Annotated in this window: 15 protein-coding genes, 1 tRNA gene and 1 pseudogene; 4 read left to right on the top strand and 13 right to left on the bottom strand. The window is 67.9% G+C overall.

Annotation, left to right across the window (positions count from 1 at the left end):
* Nucleotides 1-77, top strand: a tRNA-Met gene (locus ACTHQV_RS15675).
* Between the two features lie 510 nt (nucleotides 78-587).
* On the opposite strand, the pseudogene ACTHQV_RS15670 reads toward ACTHQV_RS15675, so the two are convergent.
* Nucleotides 588-2072: pseudogene (locus tag ACTHQV_RS15670) on the bottom strand (S9 family peptidase); the annotation flags it as partial.
* Between the two features lie 35 nt (nucleotides 2073-2107).
* On the opposite strand from ACTHQV_RS15670, the gene ACTHQV_RS15665 reads away from it, so the two are divergent.
* A complete protein-coding gene (locus ACTHQV_RS15665) occupies nucleotides 2108-3001 on the top strand; it encodes a TonB-dependent receptor domain-containing protein (RefSeq protein WP_440491573.1) in 894 nt (297 codons plus the stop codon).
* 17 nt (nucleotides 3002-3018) lie between these two features.
* Here the strand turns inward: ACTHQV_RS15665 and ACTHQV_RS15660 are convergent, their stop codons facing one another.
* Nucleotides 3019-4137 carry a DNA alkylation repair protein gene (locus ACTHQV_RS15660; protein WP_440491571.1) on the bottom strand — a complete coding sequence of 373 codons (1119 nt, stop codon included), beginning with the start codon at nucleotides 4135-4137 and terminating at the stop codon, nucleotides 3019-3021.
* Nucleotides 4138-4178: 41 nt separating this feature from the next.
* Entirely contained in the window at nucleotides 4179-5261 is a 1083-nt protein-coding gene (locus ACTHQV_RS15655) for a CAP domain-containing protein (protein ID WP_440491570.1), read from the bottom strand.
* 190 nt (nucleotides 5262-5451) lie between these two features.
* On the opposite strand from ACTHQV_RS15655, the gene ACTHQV_RS15650 reads away from it, so the two are divergent.
* Complete coding sequence (locus ACTHQV_RS15650; RefSeq protein ID WP_440491568.1) at nucleotides 5452-6180, top strand: Crp/Fnr family transcriptional regulator; 729 nt, start codon at nucleotides 5452-5454, stop codon at nucleotides 6178-6180.
* 27 nt (nucleotides 6181-6207) lie between these two features.
* Here the strand turns inward: ACTHQV_RS15650 and ACTHQV_RS15645 are convergent, their stop codons facing one another.
* From ACTHQV_RS15645 to ACTHQV_RS15610, 8 genes are all read right to left on the bottom strand, one after another.
* Entirely contained in the window at nucleotides 6208-8019 is a 1812-nt protein-coding gene (locus ACTHQV_RS15645; protein WP_440491567.1) for a glycoside hydrolase family 15 protein, read from the bottom strand.
* Nucleotides 8012-8833 (bottom strand): SDR family oxidoreductase, encoded by an 822-nt coding sequence (locus ACTHQV_RS15640; RefSeq protein WP_440491566.1) that lies wholly within the window; start codon nucleotides 8831-8833, stop codon nucleotides 8012-8014. The genes ACTHQV_RS15645 and ACTHQV_RS15640 overlap by 8 nt, the downstream gene beginning before the upstream one ends.
* Nucleotides 8834-8840: 7 nt before the next feature.
* Complete coding sequence (locus ACTHQV_RS15635; RefSeq protein WP_440491564.1) at nucleotides 8841-9974, bottom strand: Gfo/Idh/MocA family protein; 1134 nt, start codon at nucleotides 9972-9974, stop codon at nucleotides 8841-8843.
* 87 nt (nucleotides 9975-10061) lie between these two features.
* Complete coding sequence (locus ACTHQV_RS15630) at nucleotides 10062-10637, bottom strand: class I SAM-dependent methyltransferase (RefSeq protein ID WP_440491562.1); 576 nt, start codon at nucleotides 10635-10637, stop codon at nucleotides 10062-10064.
* The gene (locus ACTHQV_RS15625) at nucleotides 10634-11248 is read right to left on the bottom strand and encodes a PIG-L deacetylase family protein (protein ID WP_440491561.1); all 615 of its coding nucleotides are present in this window, start codon (nucleotides 11246-11248) and stop codon (nucleotides 10634-10636) included. Before ACTHQV_RS15625 ends, ACTHQV_RS15630 begins: the two co-directional genes overlap by 4 nt.
* 20 nt (nucleotides 11249-11268) lie before the next feature.
* Complete coding sequence (locus ACTHQV_RS15620) at nucleotides 11269-12243, bottom strand: acyl-CoA dehydrogenase (RefSeq protein WP_440491560.1); 975 nt, start codon at nucleotides 12241-12243, stop codon at nucleotides 11269-11271.
* A complete protein-coding gene (locus ACTHQV_RS15615) occupies nucleotides 12240-13265 on the bottom strand; it encodes a glycosyltransferase (RefSeq protein ID WP_440491559.1) in 1026 nt (341 codons plus the stop codon). The genes ACTHQV_RS15620 and ACTHQV_RS15615 overlap by 4 nt, the downstream gene beginning before the upstream one ends.
* A gap of 165 nt (nucleotides 13266-13430) precedes the next feature.
* Nucleotides 13431-14087 carry a YjbE family putative metal transport protein gene (locus tag ACTHQV_RS15610; protein ID WP_440491558.1) on the bottom strand — a complete coding sequence of 219 codons (657 nt, stop codon included), beginning with the start codon at nucleotides 14085-14087 and terminating at the stop codon, nucleotides 13431-13433.
* A gap of 162 nt (nucleotides 14088-14249) precedes the next feature.
* Here ACTHQV_RS15610 and ACTHQV_RS15605 point away from each other — a divergent pair, with 162 nt between their 5' ends.
* A complete protein-coding gene (locus ACTHQV_RS15605) occupies nucleotides 14250-15347 on the top strand; it encodes a DUF3616 domain-containing protein (protein ID WP_440491557.1) in 1098 nt (365 codons plus the stop codon).
* A gap of 173 nt (nucleotides 15348-15520) precedes the next feature.
* Here ACTHQV_RS15605 and ACTHQV_RS15600 read toward each other — a convergent pair whose 3' ends face one another.
* Both ACTHQV_RS15600 and ACTHQV_RS15595 read right to left on the bottom strand, forming a co-directional pair.
* Nucleotides 15521-16465, bottom strand: a complete 945-nt coding sequence (locus ACTHQV_RS15600; RefSeq protein WP_440491556.1) for a 3-keto-disaccharide hydrolase — start codon at nucleotides 16463-16465, stop codon at nucleotides 15521-15523.
* A complete protein-coding gene (locus tag ACTHQV_RS15595; protein ID WP_440491555.1) occupies nucleotides 16462-18993 on the bottom strand; it encodes a glycoside hydrolase family 9 protein in 2532 nt (843 codons plus the stop codon). Before ACTHQV_RS15595 ends, ACTHQV_RS15600 begins: the two co-directional genes overlap by 4 nt.
* Nucleotides 18994-19076: the final 83 nt, after the last annotated feature.

Below are 19076 nucleotides of genomic sequence, written 5' to 3'. Positions count from 1 at the left end.
CGCGGGGTGGAGCAGCCCGGTAGCTCGTCAGGCTCATAACCTGAAGGTCACAGGTTCAAATCCTGTCCCCGCAACCAACTTAAATTGTTCACCCTCGAACGTTGCAGCGTTCGAGGCTTTCTTTGTTTCTGCAGCCAGAACCAGCATCGTCGCCAGATCAACACTTCAACGAAGCCGTTCCGGCATTACTCCGATCATCTAGACGGAGGCGAAGAGCGAACGGTGTCATCGTCTGAACAGAAACGTTCATCCAACTACCCGCCGTCGGTAGCACCCCAACCTCATTCCGACAGCGCCCTGCCCGCTTATCCTCATGTTCGTGCCGTCAAATCCTCTCACCACCAATGGTGATGCAGCGCCAGTGTGCCGTCGGCGATCACTGCCCCCCGGAAGCCACTGCGCCGCAGCGCGAAACCGGTGGCGTGTGAACAGAACCTTATCCGATGCAACTTGATGCTCGCTCACTCGCAAATGCCAAGCGTTGCATGCGCTACGCGACCCGTTCCGGTCTCTCGACCGGCGCTGCCTTCTGAACGGCGGGTTCTCCGGAGCCGGTACCGGAAGCCAGCCCCGCCGGCCCGACACTCCTAATTCACAACGCCGAGCTCGGCCAGCATGAACGCCTGCCATTCGGCATTCTGGCGCAGGCGCTCGAACCGACCCGATTTGCCGCCGTGTCCCGCCTCCATATTGGTACGGAATAACAGCGGGTTGCTGTCGGTCTTCGTCGCGCGCAGCTTGGCGACCCATTTGGCGGGTTCGTAATATTGCACCTGGCTATCCCAAAGGCCGGTGCCGACATACAGCGCCGGATACGCTTTTGCCGTCACATTGTCATAGGGCGAGTAGCTGAGCATATAGTCGTAATAGCGCTTGTTCGCCGGGTTGCCCCATTCGTCATATTCGAAGGTCGTGAGCGGAATCGACGCGTCGAGCATCGTCGTGACGACGTCGACGAAGGGCACCTGCGCGATCATCACCCGGTAATCCTGCGGCGCCATGTTCGCGACCGCCCCCATCAGCAGGCCGCCGGCGCTGCCGCCCATCGCGGCGACCCGCCCCGGCGCCGCATATCTCTGCGCGACCAGATATCGAGTCACGTCGATGAAATCGGTGAAGCTGTTCTTCTTGTTGAGCAGATGGCCGTCGTCATACCAGCGCCGCCCCATTTCCTGCCCGCCGCGGATATGGGCGATGGCATAAACCACCCCGCGATCGAGCAGCCCGATCTGGCCCGGATCGACCGAGGGATCGGTCGAATAGCCATAGCTGCCATAGGCATATTGGAACAGTGGCGCCGTGCCGTCGCGCTTCACGCCCTTGCGATAGACCAGCGACACCGGGATGCGCGTCCCGTCGCGGGCCGGCGCCCATGCCCGTTCGGTGACATAGTTGGCCGGATCATAGCCCGGCACCGGCGTGACCTTCAGCGTCCTGCGCTCACCGGTCACGGCGTTGATCTCGAACGTCGTCCTCGGCGTCACCAGCGAGCTGTAGCTATAGCGGACCCACGGCGTGTCGGGCTCTTCGTTCGTCGACAGCCCCATGCGATAGGCGGGTTCATCGGCGACGACCGGGATCGAGCGGCCGGCATCGGTCAGCAGGCGAATCATGCGGTTGCCCCCTGCCCGCTGGTCGATCGCGACGAAGCCGGCAAATGGCTTGAAGTCTTCGATAAAGACCGTTTCGCTAGCCGGCACCAGGTCGCGCCACGCGGCGACGCCGCGCGGCACATCCCGGTCGGGCAGCACGGCCAGCTTGTAATTCCTGGCGTTCCGGTTCGTCCGGATGATCCAGCGCCCGTTCAGATGATCCGCGCCATAGCGGAACTCGCGCGCGCGTGGCGCGAGGACAGTGAACGCATTTGGCGCCTCGACCGGGGCGCAACGTTGTTCGTCGCTGACCGTGCTCTGGACGGTGATGCAGACATAGCGATCGTCGGTCGTCCGGGCGATCGACATCTGGAAGGTATCGTCCTTCTCCTCATACAGCATCCGGTCGTTGCCGGTCGGCGTTCCGAGGACATGGGCCATCACCCGGTAGCCGCGCAGGGTCACAGGATCCTTGGCGATAGGGCACGGTCTTCCGGCCCGCCGATCCGTGCGACGTGGCCAATATCTCGAGCGCAGCCGATCCGGCTCGGCGACAGGCCAACTGCATCGCCGACGGCCTGCCCGCCGGTTTCGAAGATCCGCTGACCGCTCGCTTCTCGGGCACCACCGGTGGCAATCCTGGGCTGTCGGAGGAAACCGCCGACACCTATACCGCCGGCGTCGTCGTCGAACCGCGCTTCGTGCCGGGACTGACGCTCACCGCCGACTATTACAACATCACCATCAAGGACGCGATCGCCGCCGTCAGCGCGCAGGATATCGTCGACAGCTGCTATGACAGCGCGACGCTCGACAACCAGTATTGCGCGCTGTTCACCCGCAACCGCAATGCGGCGTCGGCGACCTTCCTCGGCCTCAACTTCCTGCGCCAGACGCAGCTGAACTATGGCCGACTGGAAACGGCCGGGGTCGATGCCAGCATCGCCTATCGCTTCTCGATTGGCGACACCCGCTTCAACCTGCGCGCGACGGGCAACTGGACGCAGAAGGTCGACCGGTTCTTCGATCCGGGCGACCCGTCCGCGCTGGATCCCGAACTTCGCGAGCAGGGCCGGCCGGAATTCTCCGGCGCCGGTTCGGTCAGCGTGAGCCGCGGGCCGGTGTCGCTCAGCTACCGGCTGCAATATATCGATGCGCAATATATCGCCGGGGTCGAGATCCGCGACGGCGTCGATCCGATGACCATCGCCGGTCCGCGCGGGCTGGCCAAGGAGGCGTTCGTGCACGATATCGCGTTCAATCTCGACGCGACCGACCGCTTCTCCTTCTATGGCGGCGTCAACAACCTCACCAATGTCGATCCCTACCGAAACCTGTCCGCCTACCCGGTCAGTCCGTATGGACGCTTCTACTTCCTCGGGGTGCGGGTTCGGGTGCCCGGCTTCTGACGGTCATCGCCGACGGGTCACGCCGCCGGCGGGACCGACAGCGCCCGTAGCGCGAACGCCGCCGTGGCGCGGACCTTGCCGTTGACGAGCAGTTCGACGACGTGATCTCCGGCGTGATGGCGGCGTGTGCTGAAATTGCGGATCGTCTGCCTGGTCGTCAGCGTCGCCGTCGCGCCTGCGACGAGGTCGAAGGTCTTCAGCTTGAACACCTTGGCCGCGCGCCTGCCATGGGGGCGGACATAATGGAGTCGATAGTCGACCACCACACGCTGGTCGACCGACGCGGTCGAGCGGAGCCGCACGTCGAGGGTGATCGCTTCGCCCAACGTGACCGCTGCTGGCGCGATCGTAAAGCCATCCACCACCAACTCCGCCTCGTGACTGGCGCCGAGCAGCGTGAGGGCGGCAGGATCGCCCTGCTTCACCAGTGAGCGCAGCGCGTGGCGGATAATCCACGCCGTGCGCGGGTCTGCATCGGACCAGTTGGACAGGTGGGCGACCAGCCAGTCGGGCCGGTCCTTGCCGATATCGTTCAGATGGTTGGCGACCGATTTGCGGACATAGACGCTGGGATCGGCACGCAGCGTATCGAGGATCGGCGCGGCAAGCGTCGGGTCCTGCCGGAAGGCGGCGATGCGGCTGCCCCATGGCAGCCGCGGTCGGCTGCCTTCGCTGGCTAGGCGGCGGACATGTTCGTTCTCGTGGTGGCTCCACTGCCGCATCGTGCGCAGCGTGCCCACGACATCCTGCGCCAGGAACGGGCGGATCGCGAATTCGGCGCTGCCGAACCGGGTCAGATCGGCCAGCGCCGCCAGCGACCGGTCGACGTCGGACAGGCCGTGGCGCGGGACATATTCGGTGATCGCCATCGCCTGAAACGCATGGGTCAGGCGCGGCGCCATCGCCCGCAGGATATTGAGCGCCGCGGGATACGCGGCCGGCAGCGCAGGGTGCAGCGCATCGGCGATATGACGCACCCGCTGCATCACCGACAGCGTGTCGAGACCCGCCAGCGCCGCCGCGACGAAGGCGGCGCGGTCGAACCGCGGCGAGGCGGCGACCCCGGCATCGGCGATGGTCGCGATCGCATCCGGCCCGAGCAGGTCCTTTAGCAGCGGAGATCTGGGTTCCGACATGGCCGGCCGATCATCCGCCACGCCAAGGCCGCGGGCAAGGTTCAGGGCGTCAGGCGGAAATAATAGCTATAGGTCTTGGGCACCCCCGCCACGACGACGTTGCCGATCGTCACGTCGTAGGTTGTGTTCGCCGCCAGCCCCGCCACGCTCCATTGCAGGTTGTTCGACAGGCCGTATCCGTCATTGTCATAGGCGATGTTGCCGACCGTCAGCGCCGCCCCGTCGCGCGGCCGGACGGTAATGGTCGCATTGGCGAAGCGGACCTGCGCATTCGCGCCGAAATTGCGGGTCTTGTCGGCGATGACGCTGAACGACAGCAACGCCCCCGTCGCGTAATAGCGCGCTGGATAGTCCTGATAGGGATAGGCGACGAAGTCGGGCAGCGGGCCGGCGGTGTTCTGGGTCGTATTGATGACCTTGATCGACGAACCGTCGACCCGCCCCCGGGTCGCTTCCGCACCCGCCACCCGGCCATAGGCGACGCTGGACAGGAACGGATAGAGCAGCCAGCGGCGATGGCCGATATTGTTCGCGATCAGATTGTCGACATCGGTCAGATAGCCGATCATGATGTCGGCATCCTGCGAATAGCGCAGCCCCGAGCCATAGCCGAGATAGATGTTGCTCTGCCCGGCGGCAGTCGCGCCCGCGCCGGTATAGCATTTCCAGTCGGTGGGCGGCGTGTGGCTCAACTGACCGTTCGCGGCCATCATCAGCGCCGACTGCATCGATGCCGCTTCGTCGGCCATCGCATAGGTGACCGCAGGCAGGCCGTGACGCGCGCGGATGTCGTTGAGCACCGCCAGCACCCGCGCGCCCACCGCCGGCTTCAACTGTCCCGCCTGGCAGGCGGCGATGTTGGGCGCGGCGGCATAGAGTTGCGCGACCGAGGTCGTGAAATCGGCACCGGTCGCCGGCTCGTTCGCGGTAGCGACGGGCGACGGTGTGGGGGTGGGGGTCGGTGTCGGGGTCGGCGAAGGCGCAGGCGTAAGGGTCGGGGTGACGATCGTCCCGCTGCTGGGCGTGCTGCCTCCGCCGCAACCGGGCAGAAGCGCGAGCAGGAACAGCGGTGCGAAGCGGCACAGAGCGCGGCGCGGACCGGACGAAGGGACTGGACGCATCATCAAAGGTTCCGACTGCGGCGATACTGGCACGATTCCTGACTCTTATCGCAGGATCGGGTTGCGATTTCCTAAACACCGCGAACGTACATCGTCAAATCGGCGGTGCCGCTTGATCTGTATCAGTATCAAGGGCGGTTGACGCGGTACGCGGTAATCGCGTGAAACGGCGGGAGCGAACGGGAGAACGGGTTTGGGCTATCCCCTGCATCGGTACAGGGCCTTTGCCGACCTGACGCCATTCGAGGAGACGACGCTGTCGACGCTGGGCGATGCCGAGATCGTGCACCGCAAGGGCGAGACGTTCCAGCGCGAGGGCGAGCCGATCCGCGGCTTCCACCTCCATATCCGGGGCTGGGTCAGTTCGTCGATCGTACTGCGCAGCGGCGATCGGCTGATCCAGAAGGTCCATCTGCCCGGCGACATGCTGGGCACGCCGAGCATGGTGTTGCCGCGCGCTGCCGATACGCTGACTGCGATCACCGAAGCCGTCACCGCATTCGTCCCCTATGAACGGTTTGGGCAGTTGTTCGTCGATGCGCCGCGCCTCGCCGCACTGTTCATCATCGCGACGCAGATGGAGCGGCTGGCGCTGATGGATACGCTGGCGACGACCGGCAACGCATCGGCGCGCGAGCGGCTTGCCCGGTTGCTGATCGACCTGCACCTGCGGCTGAGCGCGATCGGCGAGGTCGAGGCGGACCGGTTCGTCCTGCCGCTGACGCAGGAGGCGATCGGCGACCTGCTGGGCCTGACCCCCGTCCATGTGAACCGCACGATCCGCGGGCTGGAAGACGACGGGCTGATCGCGCGCGAGGGACATCGCTTTCACCTGCGCGACGTCGCGGCGCTGCGCAATCTGGCACCGCTCAAGCCGCGGGAGCCGACGTTCGAACCGGCGTGGCTGCCACCGGCGCGGTAGGGCTGGGTCGGATCGGCCGAACCGGCGTCACGGCTCCCAATGGGGGCGGTAGGACGGGTCGAGCCGGCGATCGATGAAGAAGGCGGCGCTGATGAATGCGAGATGGGTCAGCGCCTGCGGAAAATTGCCGAGCGGCAGGCCGCGCTGGTCGACTTCTTCCGAAAACAGGCCGAGCCCATTGGCATAGGCCATGCCCTTGGCGAGGATCATCTGCGCCTCGTCCATTCGCCCGGCGCGCGCGAGGCATTCGGCATACCAGAAGGTGCAGGTGGTGAAAGCCCCCTCGCCCCCCTCCAGCCCGTCGGCATTGCGGTAGCGATAGACCAGCCCGTCGTCGCGCAATTCACTACCGATCGCGTCGAGGGTCTTCAGCCAGACCGGGTCGGTCGAAGAGACGAAGCGGACCAGCGGCATCATCAGCAGCGCGGCGTCGAGCTCGTGCCCGCCGCGTTCCTGCACGAAATAGCCATGTTCGGGATGGCGGAAATTGGTCCAGACATCGTCGACGATCGCGTCGCGACATTCGGCCCATAGGACGAGTGGTGCCGGCAGCGAGCGCTTCTTGGCCAGCCGGATCGCACGGTCGAGCGCCACCCAGCACATCAGCCGCGAATGCAGGAAATGGCGTGGTTCGTCGCGCATCTCCCAGATGCCGGCATCGGCTTCCTGCCAATGGGCGATGACATGGTCGACGATGCCGCACACATGCTGCCAGCCTTCATGGTCGATCGCGCGGCCATATTTGTTCGAGAGGTAGACGCTGTCGAGGAGTTCGCCGAAGATATCGAGCTGGCTCTGCGCATGCGCCGCATTGCCGATGCGTACCGGGCGGCTGCCGGCATAGCCCGCCAGATGCGGCAGTTCGTGTTCGTCCGCCGCCTCCGAACCATCGATCGCGTACATGATGCGAATCGGATGGTCAGGACCGGCATCCATGACCCGCGCCGCCGCCCAGCGATTGAAATGCTCCGCTTCTGCCACGAAGCCGAGACGAAGAAAGGCATAGACGGTGAACGACGCATCGCGGATCCACGTCGCACGATAGTCCCAGTTGCGCCCCGCCCCGGTCGCCTCGGGCAGGCCGAAGGTCGCCGCCGCCGCGATCGAGCCGTACCGGGCGGAGGTCAGCAGCTTCAGCGCCAGCACCGACCGGGTCATCGCCTCGCGCCAACGCCCCCGATAGGTCGACTGCGCCGTCCAGCGTCGCCACGCATCGGTCGTGGTGGCGGTGACGAAGTCGATCGCGTCGTCGCTGGGGCATGCGCGTAGATCGTCGCCGAGCACGAACCACGCCGCCTCGCCCGCAGATAGGGTGAAATCGGCGGTGGCGGCGCCGTCCTCGGCGGTCAGCGGGATCGATGCGAACAGGCGCAGCGTCTGTTCCCCGCCGGTGAAGCAGATGCCCCCCTCCTCCGTCGTCACGGCCGGCACGATTCGGGCATAGTCGAACCGCGGCGCACAGCGCACCGAGAAGCGCACCGTCCCGCGCGTCACTCGCACTCGGCGGATCAGGCAGCGGGCGTCGAAATCGGGGCGGGTCCGCGCCTCGGCCAGCGGCATCAGGTCGGTGACCTCGGCACTGCCGTCCTCCGCCATCCAGCGGGTGAGCAGCACGTTGGTGTCGGGCACGTAGAGCTGCAGGTGCTGCGGATCGTCGAGTTCGGGTTGCAGGGTGAACGCCCCGCCCTGTTCGGCATCGAGCAGTTCGGCGAAGATCGTCGGGCTGTCGAGCGCGGGCCAGCACAGATAATCGATCGTGCCGTCGCGCGCGACCAGCGCCGCCGTCTCCAGATCGCCGATGATGCCATGGTCGCCGATCGCGCGGAGCGGCTCAACCATTGTCGCGAAACTCGGGGTACAGCGTCATGCCGCCATCGACGAACAACGTGGTGCCGGTGACGTAATCGGCCGCATCCGACGCCAGCCAGACCGCGGCGCGGGCGACGTCGTCGGGCTCGCCGATCCGGCCATAGGGGATCAGCCGCAACAGCTTCTCCAACGCTTCGTCGCTGTCCCACGCCTCGCGGTTGATCGGGGTGCGGATCGCGCCGGGGGCGATGGCGTTGACGCGGATGCGATCGGCGGCGACCTCCTGCGCCAGCGACCGGGTGAACATGCGGCTGCCGCCCTTCGACGCGGCATAGTTGATGTGCCCCGCCCACGGGATCACCTCGTGCACCGAACTCATCGTCACGATCGATCCGGCACTGCGCGCCGGGCGGCGATCCGCAGGCTGCGCACGGAAGCGGCGCACCGCTTCGCGCGCGCACAGGAACTGGCCGGTCAGGTTGACGCCGATGACGGTGTTCCAGTCGTCGAGCGTCATGTCGGCGATCGCCCCATCCTTTTGCAGTCCCGAATTGGCGATCAATATGTCGATCCGGCCAAAGGCGTCGGCGGCGGCATCGAACAGCCGCGCGACCTCGGCCTCATCCGACACGTCGGCACCAACCGCGATCGCACGTCCACCATCCGCGCGGATGTGATCGACCAGCGTGTCGGCCGAAGCGTTGTCCGAATGATAGTTGACGACGACCGCCGCGCCGGCGGTCGCCAGCCCTTCGGCCACCGCCAGACCGATGCCCGAACTGGCGCCGGTGACGACCGCGACGTGACCGGCGAGCGGCGTGGCGGGATCGGGGTGCGACGCCATCGAAGCGTCAGGCCCCGGTCGGCGAGGCGGCATTGACCGGATCGGGCGCCGATACCGCGCGCAGTGTCTGCTCCTGCGCATCGGGATCGATCCGCCGGGTCCGTGCCAGCGGCTCGATCGGCACCCGCCCGCCCGATTTGAGCGCGGCGACGATCGCCTCGATCACCAGCAGGTCGGCCAGCCCCTCCTCACCATCGGGTTCGGGATCGCGCTCGTGGAGGATGCAGTCGGAGAAGTAGCGCAGCTCGCCGCCGAACTGGTCGGTTTCCTTGTACGTCTTGTGGGTGCGCTCCTCGCCGATCTGGCGGTGATGCTCCAGTCCCTGCCCGAAGCCGAAGGCGGGGTTCATCTCGATCGACCCCTTGGTGCCGGCGATGATTAGGCTGTCGACGTTGTTGGCATAATAGCTGACCGTGAACTGGGCTAGGCGGTCGCCCGGCAGACGCAGCGTTACCGCGATCGTATCGTCGAGATCGCCGAAGCCGGCATCGGCATGCCGCACGCCGATCGCCGACACGACCTCAAGCGGCTCCGCGCCGAACAGATAGCGGATGGCGTTGATCGGATAGGCGCCCATGTCGAACAGCGGCCCGGCCCAGATGCCGTTGGTCGCGCGGTGATTGGCCGGGTCGACCATCTGCGTGAAACAGGCGGTGAAGGCGATCAGGTCACCCAGCTCACCCGCCCGGATCCGCCGGATCGCATCGAGCGTCGCCGGTTCGAAATGCAGTCGATAGGCGGTCATCACCTTCGCCCCGCCGCGCTCCGCCGCCGCGATGATCGCGCGCGCCTGTTCCGCCGAGACGTCGAGCGGCTTTTCGCACAGGACGTGGATGCCGGCCTCCAGCGCCGGGACCGCGAATTCGGCATGGCGCCAGTTCGGGGTGGCGAGGTAGATGGCGTCGATCGTGCCCGAACGCAGCAATTCGGGGAACTGCTCATAGCCATAGCGATCCGCGACCCCATAGCGTTCGCCCAGCGCGCCGAGCTTTTCGGGATCGCCCGATACCAGCGCGGTGATCTCCGAATTGCCGGTATGCGCGACGCCGGGCATCAGCGCCTCCTGCGCAATGTCGCCCAAGCCCACGATCGCATAGCGCACCTTGCGTCCGCCGAAACCCAGTGCCGATGCTATACCCATGAACGCTCTCACAAACTATTGTCGAGCGGCGCAACCGCCCCACGGCCCGACTTGGTTCCATCGCGGCCGGAATGGGTCCGGCTCGCGCTAGATCGGCGTGCAGGCGAGTACCGCCCAGCGGCGGTTGCGATGGACGGGGCGCACCCGCCAGTCACGACCGGTTGCGCGCAGAAACCGGGCGTGCAGCGGTGCGGCATGCTGGGCGAAGTCGTGAAAGTCGATGCGGTGATGCGCGAGCACCAGCCTGCCGCCGGGCCGCAGCGCCGCCGCCACGTCGCGCGCGGTGCGCCGCATGGCATCGGGCGTCAGGTAATAGAGCAGCTCGGCCACGACCACGACGTCATAGGTCGTGCGCGGCAATCTCGCGGGGACCGCGAGGCGGATCGCACGGGCGCGCGGCTTGCCGGCCAGCGCCTTTCCGACCAACGCCGTCCCCGTCCCGGTCGCCTCGGTCGCATCGAGGCGGAGGGCGCGGGGGGCGATGGCGAAGCTGTTCGATCCGTTGCCCGCCGCCAGTTCGAGGACACGGCCCCATGGCCCCGCCCCGATCGCGTGCAGGATGGCGCCGCGCTTCACCGCCTCGTCGCGGTTGCAAAAGGTCTGCCACGGATCGGGATCGGCGGCGAAGGTCCGCTCGAACCCGTCGAGGGTGATTGCTCTCATCGCCGCATCGCGCCCAGGATTTCGGCGGGACGGCTAAACGCGGCGATCTGTCCGGCGGTTAGCGCGAAGCCGTGCGGATCGTCGGTGACCCACCCGGTCTGCGTCCGGTAGCGGCGGATGGCGTGGCGCTTGGCGAGGCGTTCCTGCGCCGTCAGCGGCACCCTGCGGGCGGCGGGCAGGCGCTGCCCCGCCGGCCACACCGGATAGGCGCGCCAACGCACCCCGCCGCGCGGCCGGGCGGCGGCGGCGACCGCACGGTGATCGGGATGGTCGTCGCGCGGCGACGGGGCCAGCGCCAGCACCGGTGCCGGCAGCATCGACAGCGCCCGTGCGATCGCGCGGCGGATCGTACCGCCATGAGCGGAGACATCGCCGTCGGGCAGGTCGAGGAAACCAATCGCACCCGCGGTCACGCCGATGCGGTGCAGCTCGCGTCGCGTCTCCCGCCGGCGTTCGCGTACCAGTCGCGTGCGCGGCCAGGTCGGGCTGCTGCGGTGCGATCCCGCGCCGTCGCTGACGATCAGCACGCGAACCGCCACCCCGCGCCGCCGTGCCCGCGCGATCAGCGCATGCGCGCCGATCGTCTCGTCATCGGGATGCGGCGCAACCATCAGCAGCGACCTTGCCCCGATCACAGGGTTACCGTCAGCGTGCCATTGGCGACCGCCGCACCGACCAGCATCCGCTGCGCATCGGGGCCGGGCTGGCGCAGATACATGGCGAGGTCGGTGATGGTCGTCGACAGCGGATGGTCGTGAAACAATGCCGCCACGCCGACCGCCTCCTGCGCAACCGCGATCGCCTCGCCCCCCGCAGCATAGACCGCGGCGCGGGCGGCTGACACGCTCGGCAAGCGCGCCGCCTCGTCGGTGAACCAGGTCGCCGCCGCCGTCCGCACCGCCCCCGCCGCCGCCTCGCCCAGTCCGTACATCCGCGCCAGCCGCCCCGCCTGATGCGGATCGCCGGCGCGGCCGGTCTTGACCAGATGGTCGCGCACCCCGTCGACGATCGCGGCGATACCGCCCGCCTGCACCGCCGCGAAGCGCAGCGCGCCGCCGCTGAACCAGGGTTCGCGGACATAGTCGCCGGGCATCCCGATCCGGTCGTCGGGGGCGATCGGTGACTCCGCCCATCGCACGATATGCGTTTCCGATCGCTGCATGCCGACCACCCGCCAGAAGCTGCGATCGATGCTGTGCGCCACGCGCGCAAGGTCGAGCAGCAGCAATTGCCGCCCGCCCGGCGCATCGACGCTGACCAGCGCATGGCTGAGGATGCCAGCGCCCGAGGCGAAGCTCTTGCCGCCATGGAGCATGTCACCCTCGAGCCGCAGCCCGTCGCCCGGCAGGTCGGCGTTCCACACCCCCAGCGCCCCGCCGTCGCGCAGGATCGCGCTCAGCCGGTCGCGCTGCGCGGCAGTGCCATAGCGGGCGACGATCTGCGCGGCATCGACATGCCCCTCGAACAACCGCCCGAGCGGCAGGTCCTCGCGACCGACGCGGTAGAGCAGCCGCAACAGCGTCAGCAGTGCCGGCGCGTCGATCGGGTCGGCAGGATCGCCCAGTTCGCCGGTCAGCGCGGCGATCCGGTCGCGCAGGCCGCTCATGCCGCCGCCGCCGCCGCCGCCGGGCTGGCGGTGAGCAGCGCGAGCGCGGCTTCGGCGGCAACGAAAGGGATGTGGCGCATTCCGCCCGGCGGCACCGGCACCACCCGCATCGCGAACGCCTCGGCATTGGGACAGTCGCGCGCGACGCCGAGCAGATGATCGGTATCCAGCCCGATAACTCCGCTCATCGCCGCAAAATCGCCGCTGGCAAAGGCACGGCGCGCGACCGCGTGCTGCCGATATTGCCACAGCTGGTCGGCGGGATGCGCGACGCTGACCGCGCCCAGCCCGTCGCGATCGAGCGCACACAAATTGGTCGCCAGCCCGCCCTGCACCCGCCCGACCCGCCGGTCGGAGGTATGGACGATGCTCGCCGCGTCGCGCCGGACCCGCATGCCCGCACGCGCGGCATCGTCGACCAGTCGCGCATCCTCGCCGCGCGCCAGCGGCAGGAACCCGCCGAGCGCGACATAGGTCGCGGCGCGCAGCCCCATATTGGCGCCGCTGGCATGGTGGTGCACGGCCGGCGCCTCCCACGCGACCGGATCGATGCGGCGGCGTAGCGCATAGAGGCCGGCATAATGGCGCTCGATCCGGTCCTGATCGCGATTGCCGCCGCGGCCGCTGCGGACCACGTCGCCGACGACGAGGTCGGCCTGGTCGAGCGCCACGGTCATCGCCACCAGCCAGTCGGGCGCGGGCAGGCTGTCGGCATCGCTGGTCAGCAGGATCGCATCCCCCTGCCCCACGCTCGCCAGCCCCAGGCGCATCGCCCGGTCACGCGCGCGCCCGGCATTGGGCGGCCCACGATCGGCGACCTCGACGACCAGGCGGTGGCAGCCGGCCGTGCGATAGGCGGCGATCGGCGCCATGCTGGCATCGCTGCCGCCGTCGAGCAGCAGGCACAACGTCACCGCGATCCCCGGCGGCACGATCAGCCGGTCGAGCGCGGCGAACAGGTCGGGCAGCCGATCCGCCTCGTCGCGCGCCGGGATGCAGATCGCGATCGGGGGCGCGGTCAACGACCGCGTCCGCCCTGCCCGGCTGCCGGTCCTGTCCTGTAAAGTCGTGCCATGTCGCTGTCCCCGCCGGTAATCCGATGCGATGGAGAGCAGGCCCTCCAGGTATTTGATATCGCTTCGGTAACGAACGGGGTAGCTTTATGGTTCAGGTCCGCTCCGGACCGATCAGCCGAACAGCGCGAGGATGCCGCGCGACGGGTCGGTCAGCCCTTCATAGATCATTTTCAGCGCGACATAGACGATGACGGCAAGGCCGATATAGGCGACCCAGCGATAGCGTTCGATCACGCGCGCCAGCACGTTGGCAGCCACCCCCATCAGCGCGACCGACAGGATCAGGCCGATGGCGAGGATGCCGGGATGGTCGCGCGCCGCACCGGCGACGGCCAGCACGTTGTCGAGGCTCATCGAGACATCGGCGACGGCAACGGCCCAGGCGGCGCTGGCGAAGGTGCGCGGGGCAGCGGCCTTCAGCGTCCCGTCCTCGCCCGGCGTGTCGTCATGGTCGCGCAGTTCGCGCCACATCTTCCACGCGACCCACACCAGCAGCAGCCCGCCGGCGAAGACGAGACCGGTGACCTGCAGCAGCTGCGTCACGACGAGGGCGAAGGCGACGCGCAGCAGCAGCGCGGCCCCAACGCCGATCAGGATCACCTTGCGCCGCATGTCGGCGGGGAGGCCGGCGGCGAGTGCTCCCACGACGATCGCATTGTCGGCGGCGAGCATCACGTCGATCAGTACGACCTGCCCGAAGGCGGCGAGCGCGGACGGACTGCCGATATTGGCAAAGTCCGCGACGATATGGTTCCAGAGTTCGGTCATCGGTTCAGCTCATGCAGGAAAGACGGGCAGGATCATACCGGCAAAACGTCGCGACCGCCGATGGGTGCCGCCGGGACCGACCGCAGGGCCTTTCGCGACAGGGCGATCGCCCCTAGCCTGATCGATCGGAACAATGCCGTTCGTCCGCGAAAGGTTTCGCCTATGCCCGACCCGACGACCCCATGGCCCGCCACCACCGCCCCGGCGGGCACCGAACGCTTGATCCTCGATGCCGAACGCGGCACGGCCGACGATCCGGCGCTCGACCTGTCGGCGGCGGCGCGGCACGGGCGGACGATGTTTCTCGGCAGCGACGAAGGCGTCCGGCTGGAACGGCTGATCGGGGATGGCGATGGCGACTGGGGACGGCATCGCCGCTTCCCGCTCGATGCGATCCTCGACCTCGATGCGTCGGGCGAGGCGGATATCGAGGGGCTGGCTGAGGAGAATGGCTGGCTCTGGGTGCTCGGGTCGCATGCCCGCACCCGGCCGAAGATCGGCGGCGGGGGCGACAACCGCATCGATCTGACGAAATTCGCGACGCTGAAACATACCCGGCCGCGCTGCCTGCTGGCGCGGTTGCCGCTGGCACCCGACACCGACACCGACGGCGCGGTCCTGCCCGTCCGGCGCGACGGCGATCGGCGCGCGGGCATGCTGCGCCAGACCAAATATGGCAATCGGCTGTCGCGGATGCTGCAGGAAAGCCCGCTGCTCCGCCCGTTCACCCGCATCGCCGCGAAGGAAGGCGGCGTTGATCTGGAGGGGATCGCGGTGGCGGGCAACCGCATCGCCATCGGCATGCGCGGGCCGGTGATCCAGACCCATGCCGTGCTGCTGGAGGTGGAGGTGGTGCCGACGCGGACCGGACGGCTCAAAATCCTCGGTCCGTTGCATATCCGCATCCTCGAGCTCGACGGCCTAGGCATCCGCGACCTGAAGCGCGACGGCGCCGACCTGCTGATCCTCGCCGGCCCGACCACCGGCCTCGACGGGCCGTGCGCGGTCTATCGGTGGAAGGACTGGCTGGGCGACCCGCCGCAGCACGAACAGGTCGTGCGGCGGCACCGGCCGAAGCGGATCATCGACCTGCCCTTCGGCCGCGGCGACGATCATCCCGAGGGGCTGGTGCTGCTCGACCGGCCCGAGGGCGGCCGCGACCTGCTGGTGATCTGCGACAGCCCCGCTGTCGCACGGATTGATCGCGCGACGAACAGCGTGCGCTGCGACCGGTTTCGACTGCCGGATCGCGATGGCTGACGACGCGGGTGAATCCCCTACCCCCGCGAAGGCGCGACCTCCGCGAAGGCCCCCCTCCCTATCCCGGAACCCTCTCGTACCCCCGCGCAGGCGGGGGTCCAGAGTCTCACAGAACAATGGCTTGCGGATGTCGCCCTGGATCCCCGCCTTCGCGGGGATACTGGAAGGGGACCCTATCCCCCTGCCCCGCCGACTACGATACGCGGCAAGGCCCGGATCGGCTCGACCGTTATGTCGCGGAACCACGTCTCCGCCCCCTCCGACTGCAACTGGACGCGGCCATGGGTCAGCGGTTGGCGGCTGCCATCGGCAGCGATGGTGGCGAGGTCGCGGACCTCGGCGACCGGCACGCCGTTGACGACATGCACCGCGCGGTCGCCGACGACATAGAGGTCGAGCGTGTTCCACTCCCCGACCGGCCGTTCGGCGTCGGTCGCCGCCTCGACGTTCCAGGTCGGGGTACCGTTGATGATATCGATCGTGCGCCCGCCTGCGCGGTAGCGCAGATGCGGCGCGATCAGCGACGGGTCGAAGGCGACCTCGGTATGGCCGCGCACCTTGCCACCGACCGCGACGATCATGCCGGTCGACCCGGTCATGATCTCGAACTCGGCCGAGGGGCGCCACGTCCCGAACACTTCGCCGGGCTTGCCGTGCGTGTGGTAGAGCAGGCCGTTGTTGCGCGGCTGCGTTTCGCGCGGGGCATAGGTCTTCGCCCCCCATTTGAAGCGCAGGCGCAGGTGATAGTCGCGCAGATCGGCACGGTGGACCAAGCTGCCCCAGGTCTCGCCCCTCACCCAGATGGCCGGCGCGCCATCGACCATCCGCACCGCGAAATCGCCCTTGGTGTCGCGGCTCGTGCCGATCGGCTGAATGGCGGGGTTCTGGTAGGTCAGCGCCGGGTCGGCATAGCCGAGCCACGGTTCCCAATCCTTCAGGGTCCTGCCGTCGAACAGCGCGATCTTGCGGCCCGCGGGCTTCGGGATGTCGACCAGCGTCAGCCGCTGCGGCGTCGTGGCGGCGGCTCCGGCAATGACCTGCGCCGCCTGCTTACTGTCCTGCGCCAGCGCCGGGCCGGCGAGCAGCAGCACGGCAAGGGCGATCCGGCGCACGCTCACTTGCCGCCCCCGATGCGCGCGGCGGCGTTGGCGAGGGTCAGGTACATGGCGCCTTCGGGAACGACATATTCATTCTCGCCCCAGAAGAACGGCCAGTCGTCGCGGTTTTCCGGGTAATCGGGTTTGAGCAGCAGCACGCCCGGCACCACGCCGCCGGGAATGAACGAAAAATCGGCGCGGTTGCTGCCATAGGCGACTTCCTTCGACTCCGCGCCGACGCCCGAAACGAACGACTTCGCCGATGCCGGGTGATGGCCATGGATGAAGTCGAGCGCGCGCAGCACCGGCGCGGTATCAACGATGGTCGGGAACACGCGGTGCAGCGCATCGGCGGTGAGGCCGAAGCCCAGTACCGCGCCGCTCCCCGCCCAGCCCCCGGCGGTGATCGGCACGCCGAACGGGTTGGCGCTCGTCATCGCCGCCGCCCGCTTCGCCCAGTCGCGCGCAGCGGGTTCGATCGTCGCGCGGTAGCTGGCCGGCATGTGCGGCACGACCTTGGCGATCAGCGTCGCGGTCGCGTCGAACCGGCGCAGCATCGCCGGGGTCAGCGCCTGCACCCGCTCGACATAGCGTTGATCACCGGTCGCGATCAGCAATTCGACCGCCGCGGTGAATTCCTCCTCCTCGATCGGGCCGCCGGTGGTGTTGCCGTGGCGGAACGTGTCGGGCGCGTGCGAATGCTCGTCCGCCCAGACGCGGATCGCCCGGTCGAGACAGCGGTTGGCAAAGGCTGGATCGCGGTCCTTCCACGCCCGCGCGGTCGCCGCCAGCGCCGCCGCCGATCCATAGTTCAGCGCCGTCGCCTTGCTGGTGAAGGCCCAGCGATCGTCGGGCGTGCCGCTGCGTCCGCCCTTGGCATCATAGGCGCGCTGATAGGGCTTGAGCTTCGCGTCATAGATCAGGCCGTCGGTCTTGCTCGCCGCATCGCCCAGATGGGTGTACTGGCCGACATCGGGTTCGACGATGCCATGGATCGCATGGCCGACCGCATCGAACTGCGCCAGCAACTGCACGCTGCCATGGCGGATCTGCTGCAATATGTCGGGCACCCCGTCCGGGACATGCATCTCGACCTTGCGCGCGTCCCAATCGACCGCGACGGTATCGCGATCGATGCCGAACGTCTCCCACGCATCGACTAGCTGCCGCACGACCTGATATTGCGTCTGGGTCCGGATATCGAAGTCGCCGGCGTCGAGCCACCCGCCGACCGCAAGACCGGGAATATGCTCGCCGGGCTGAAAGCGCGTGTCGGTGGTCGGCCCCTGCCGATACAGGTCGATATGCTCATGGTTCAGCGGCGCCTGTCGCGCATCGTCGCGGTGCGGGTCGCCGTGCCAGACGCGATAGGCTTCGTTGACCAGCATATGGTCCATCGCGATCGGGAAATAGATGTCGTTGGTCAGGTGCCAGATGCCCGCCATTACGTCCGGCCCGATCGGGAAGGGCGCGCTGCGCGTGGTGCCATAGTCGATGGCGTAGGTGCCGGGCGTTGTGACCCCGCTGAAATCGAGCTGCGTGTAGCGATAGCGTAGGTAGCTGCCCCAGTCCTTCGCCACCGGGCCAGGAACGGGCACGAACCTCCCCGCTGCGTTCAGCCGCAGCAGCCGGGGCTTCAGCGCCCGCTTGTCGTCGCGGTCGAGCTCGACCGTCGCGATCTTGGGGCCATCGGCGCGGTATCCGATCTGCGAATGGCCGATCACCGGAGGGCGCAGCCAGTCGGACACGCTGCTGGCGTCAAGCGTCCATTCGACGACCTTGCCGGTACGGCCACCGGGCAGAAGTTGCCGGACGACATACCATCCATTCTGCGCCTGATTACGCCCATCGAACAGCGCCAGCATGCCCTCGCGCGTGGCGATGCCGACGCGGTGGGCAGGGTCCTCGGGCGCGAGCGTCAGGCTGCGCGCGGTGGCAAAGGGCTGCGGTTCGGCGCCGGGGCCATCGCTACGCCCGCTCGCCAGATTGCGCTCGGGGGTCAGCGTCATCGCATCGGCGGGATAGCGCGGGAACAGCGCCGCCCGGCCATCGGCGGTGTAGCTGCGATGGAAATAGGCGGAGGGTATGAATTCGAGGTTCAGCCCGGCCTTCCCGACCATCGCCGCGGGCAGCGGCTTGTCGAGGATCACCGACAGCACGACCTTCCCCCCGCGGCGCTCGGCACGGACGGTGTAATCGAAGTCGGGATAGCGCATCACCGCTTCGATCACGCCCGCCGCCTTGTCGACCCGGCGGCGGACGAAGGCGCCGGCCGGGTCCCATTGTCCCGGCGTAGCGGCGAGGCGGACGTCGCCGTTGGTCGCGGTGCGCACCCCCTGCTGGATCAGCTCGACGCCGCTGATCTTGGCATCGGCGAACAGCCCTTCATTGACGTTCGAGAATATGAGCCAGTTGACGCCCGGCGCCTCGAAATAATCCGACCGGTCGAGCCGCAGCTCCGGCGTGGGCGGCGGCGCGCTCTGTCCCCATGCCGGCATGCTCGACGCGAGCAACGCCGCCACCATGGCGCCCATGCGACCTACGGTCATAACCCCTCCCAACTCTTTTCGTTACCGCTACCATAGGGGGCGGGCGGGGCTTGGCAAGGGCATGAAATCGTTCGCTATCCTGG

Origin of the sequence: Sphingomonas sp. SAFR-052 (genome assembly GCF_051965015.1) — a bacterium.
GTDB lineage: Bacteria > Pseudomonadota > Alphaproteobacteria > Sphingomonadales > Sphingomonadaceae > Sphingomonas.
The sequence above is the reverse complement of the archived record's forward strand: the minus strand, read 5'-3'. Positions and strand labels throughout refer to the sequence as shown.

What these genes read in the sequence shown, in the direction of transcription:
- ACTHQV_RS15660 (WP_440491571.1), bottom strand. Translation starts at nt 4,137, where the DNA reads ATGTCGGAACCCAGATCTCCGCTGCTAAAGGACCTGCTCGGGCCGGAT.
- ACTHQV_RS15655 (WP_440491570.1), bottom strand. Translation starts at nt 5,261, where the DNA reads ATGATGCGTCCAGTCCCTTCGTCCGGTCCGCGCCGCGCTCTGTGCCGC.
- ACTHQV_RS15645 (WP_440491567.1), bottom strand. Translation starts at nt 8,019, where the DNA reads ATGGTTGAGCCGCTCCGCGCGATCGGCGACCATGGCATCATCGGCGAT.
- ACTHQV_RS15640 (WP_440491566.1), bottom strand. Translation starts at nt 8,833, where the DNA reads ATGGCGTCGCACCCCGATCCCGCCACGCCGCTCGCCGGTCACGTCGCG.
- ACTHQV_RS15635 (WP_440491564.1), bottom strand. Translation starts at nt 9,974, where the DNA reads ATGGGTATAGCATCGGCACTGGGTTTCGGCGGACGCAAGGTGCGCTAT.
- ACTHQV_RS15630 (WP_440491562.1), bottom strand. Translation starts at nt 10,637, where the DNA reads ATGAGAGCAATCACCCTCGACGGGTTCGAGCGGACCTTCGCCGCCGAT.
- ACTHQV_RS15625 (WP_440491561.1), bottom strand. Translation starts at nt 11,248, where the DNA reads ATGGTTGCGCCGCATCCCGATGACGAGACGATCGGCGCGCATGCGCTG.
- ACTHQV_RS15620 (WP_440491560.1), bottom strand. Translation starts at nt 12,243, where the DNA reads ATGAGCGGCCTGCGCGACCGGATCGCCGCGCTGACCGGCGAACTGGGC.
- ACTHQV_RS15610 (WP_440491558.1), bottom strand. Translation starts at nt 14,087, where the DNA reads ATGACCGAACTCTGGAACCATATCGTCGCGGACTTTGCCAATATCGGC.
- ACTHQV_RS15605 (WP_440491557.1), top strand. Translation starts at nt 14,250, where the DNA reads ATGCCCGACCCGACGACCCCATGGCCCGCCACCACCGCCCCGGCGGGC.
- ACTHQV_RS15595 (WP_440491555.1), bottom strand. Translation starts at nt 18,993, where the DNA reads ATGACCGTAGGTCGCATGGGCGCCATGGTGGCGGCGTTGCTCGCGTCG.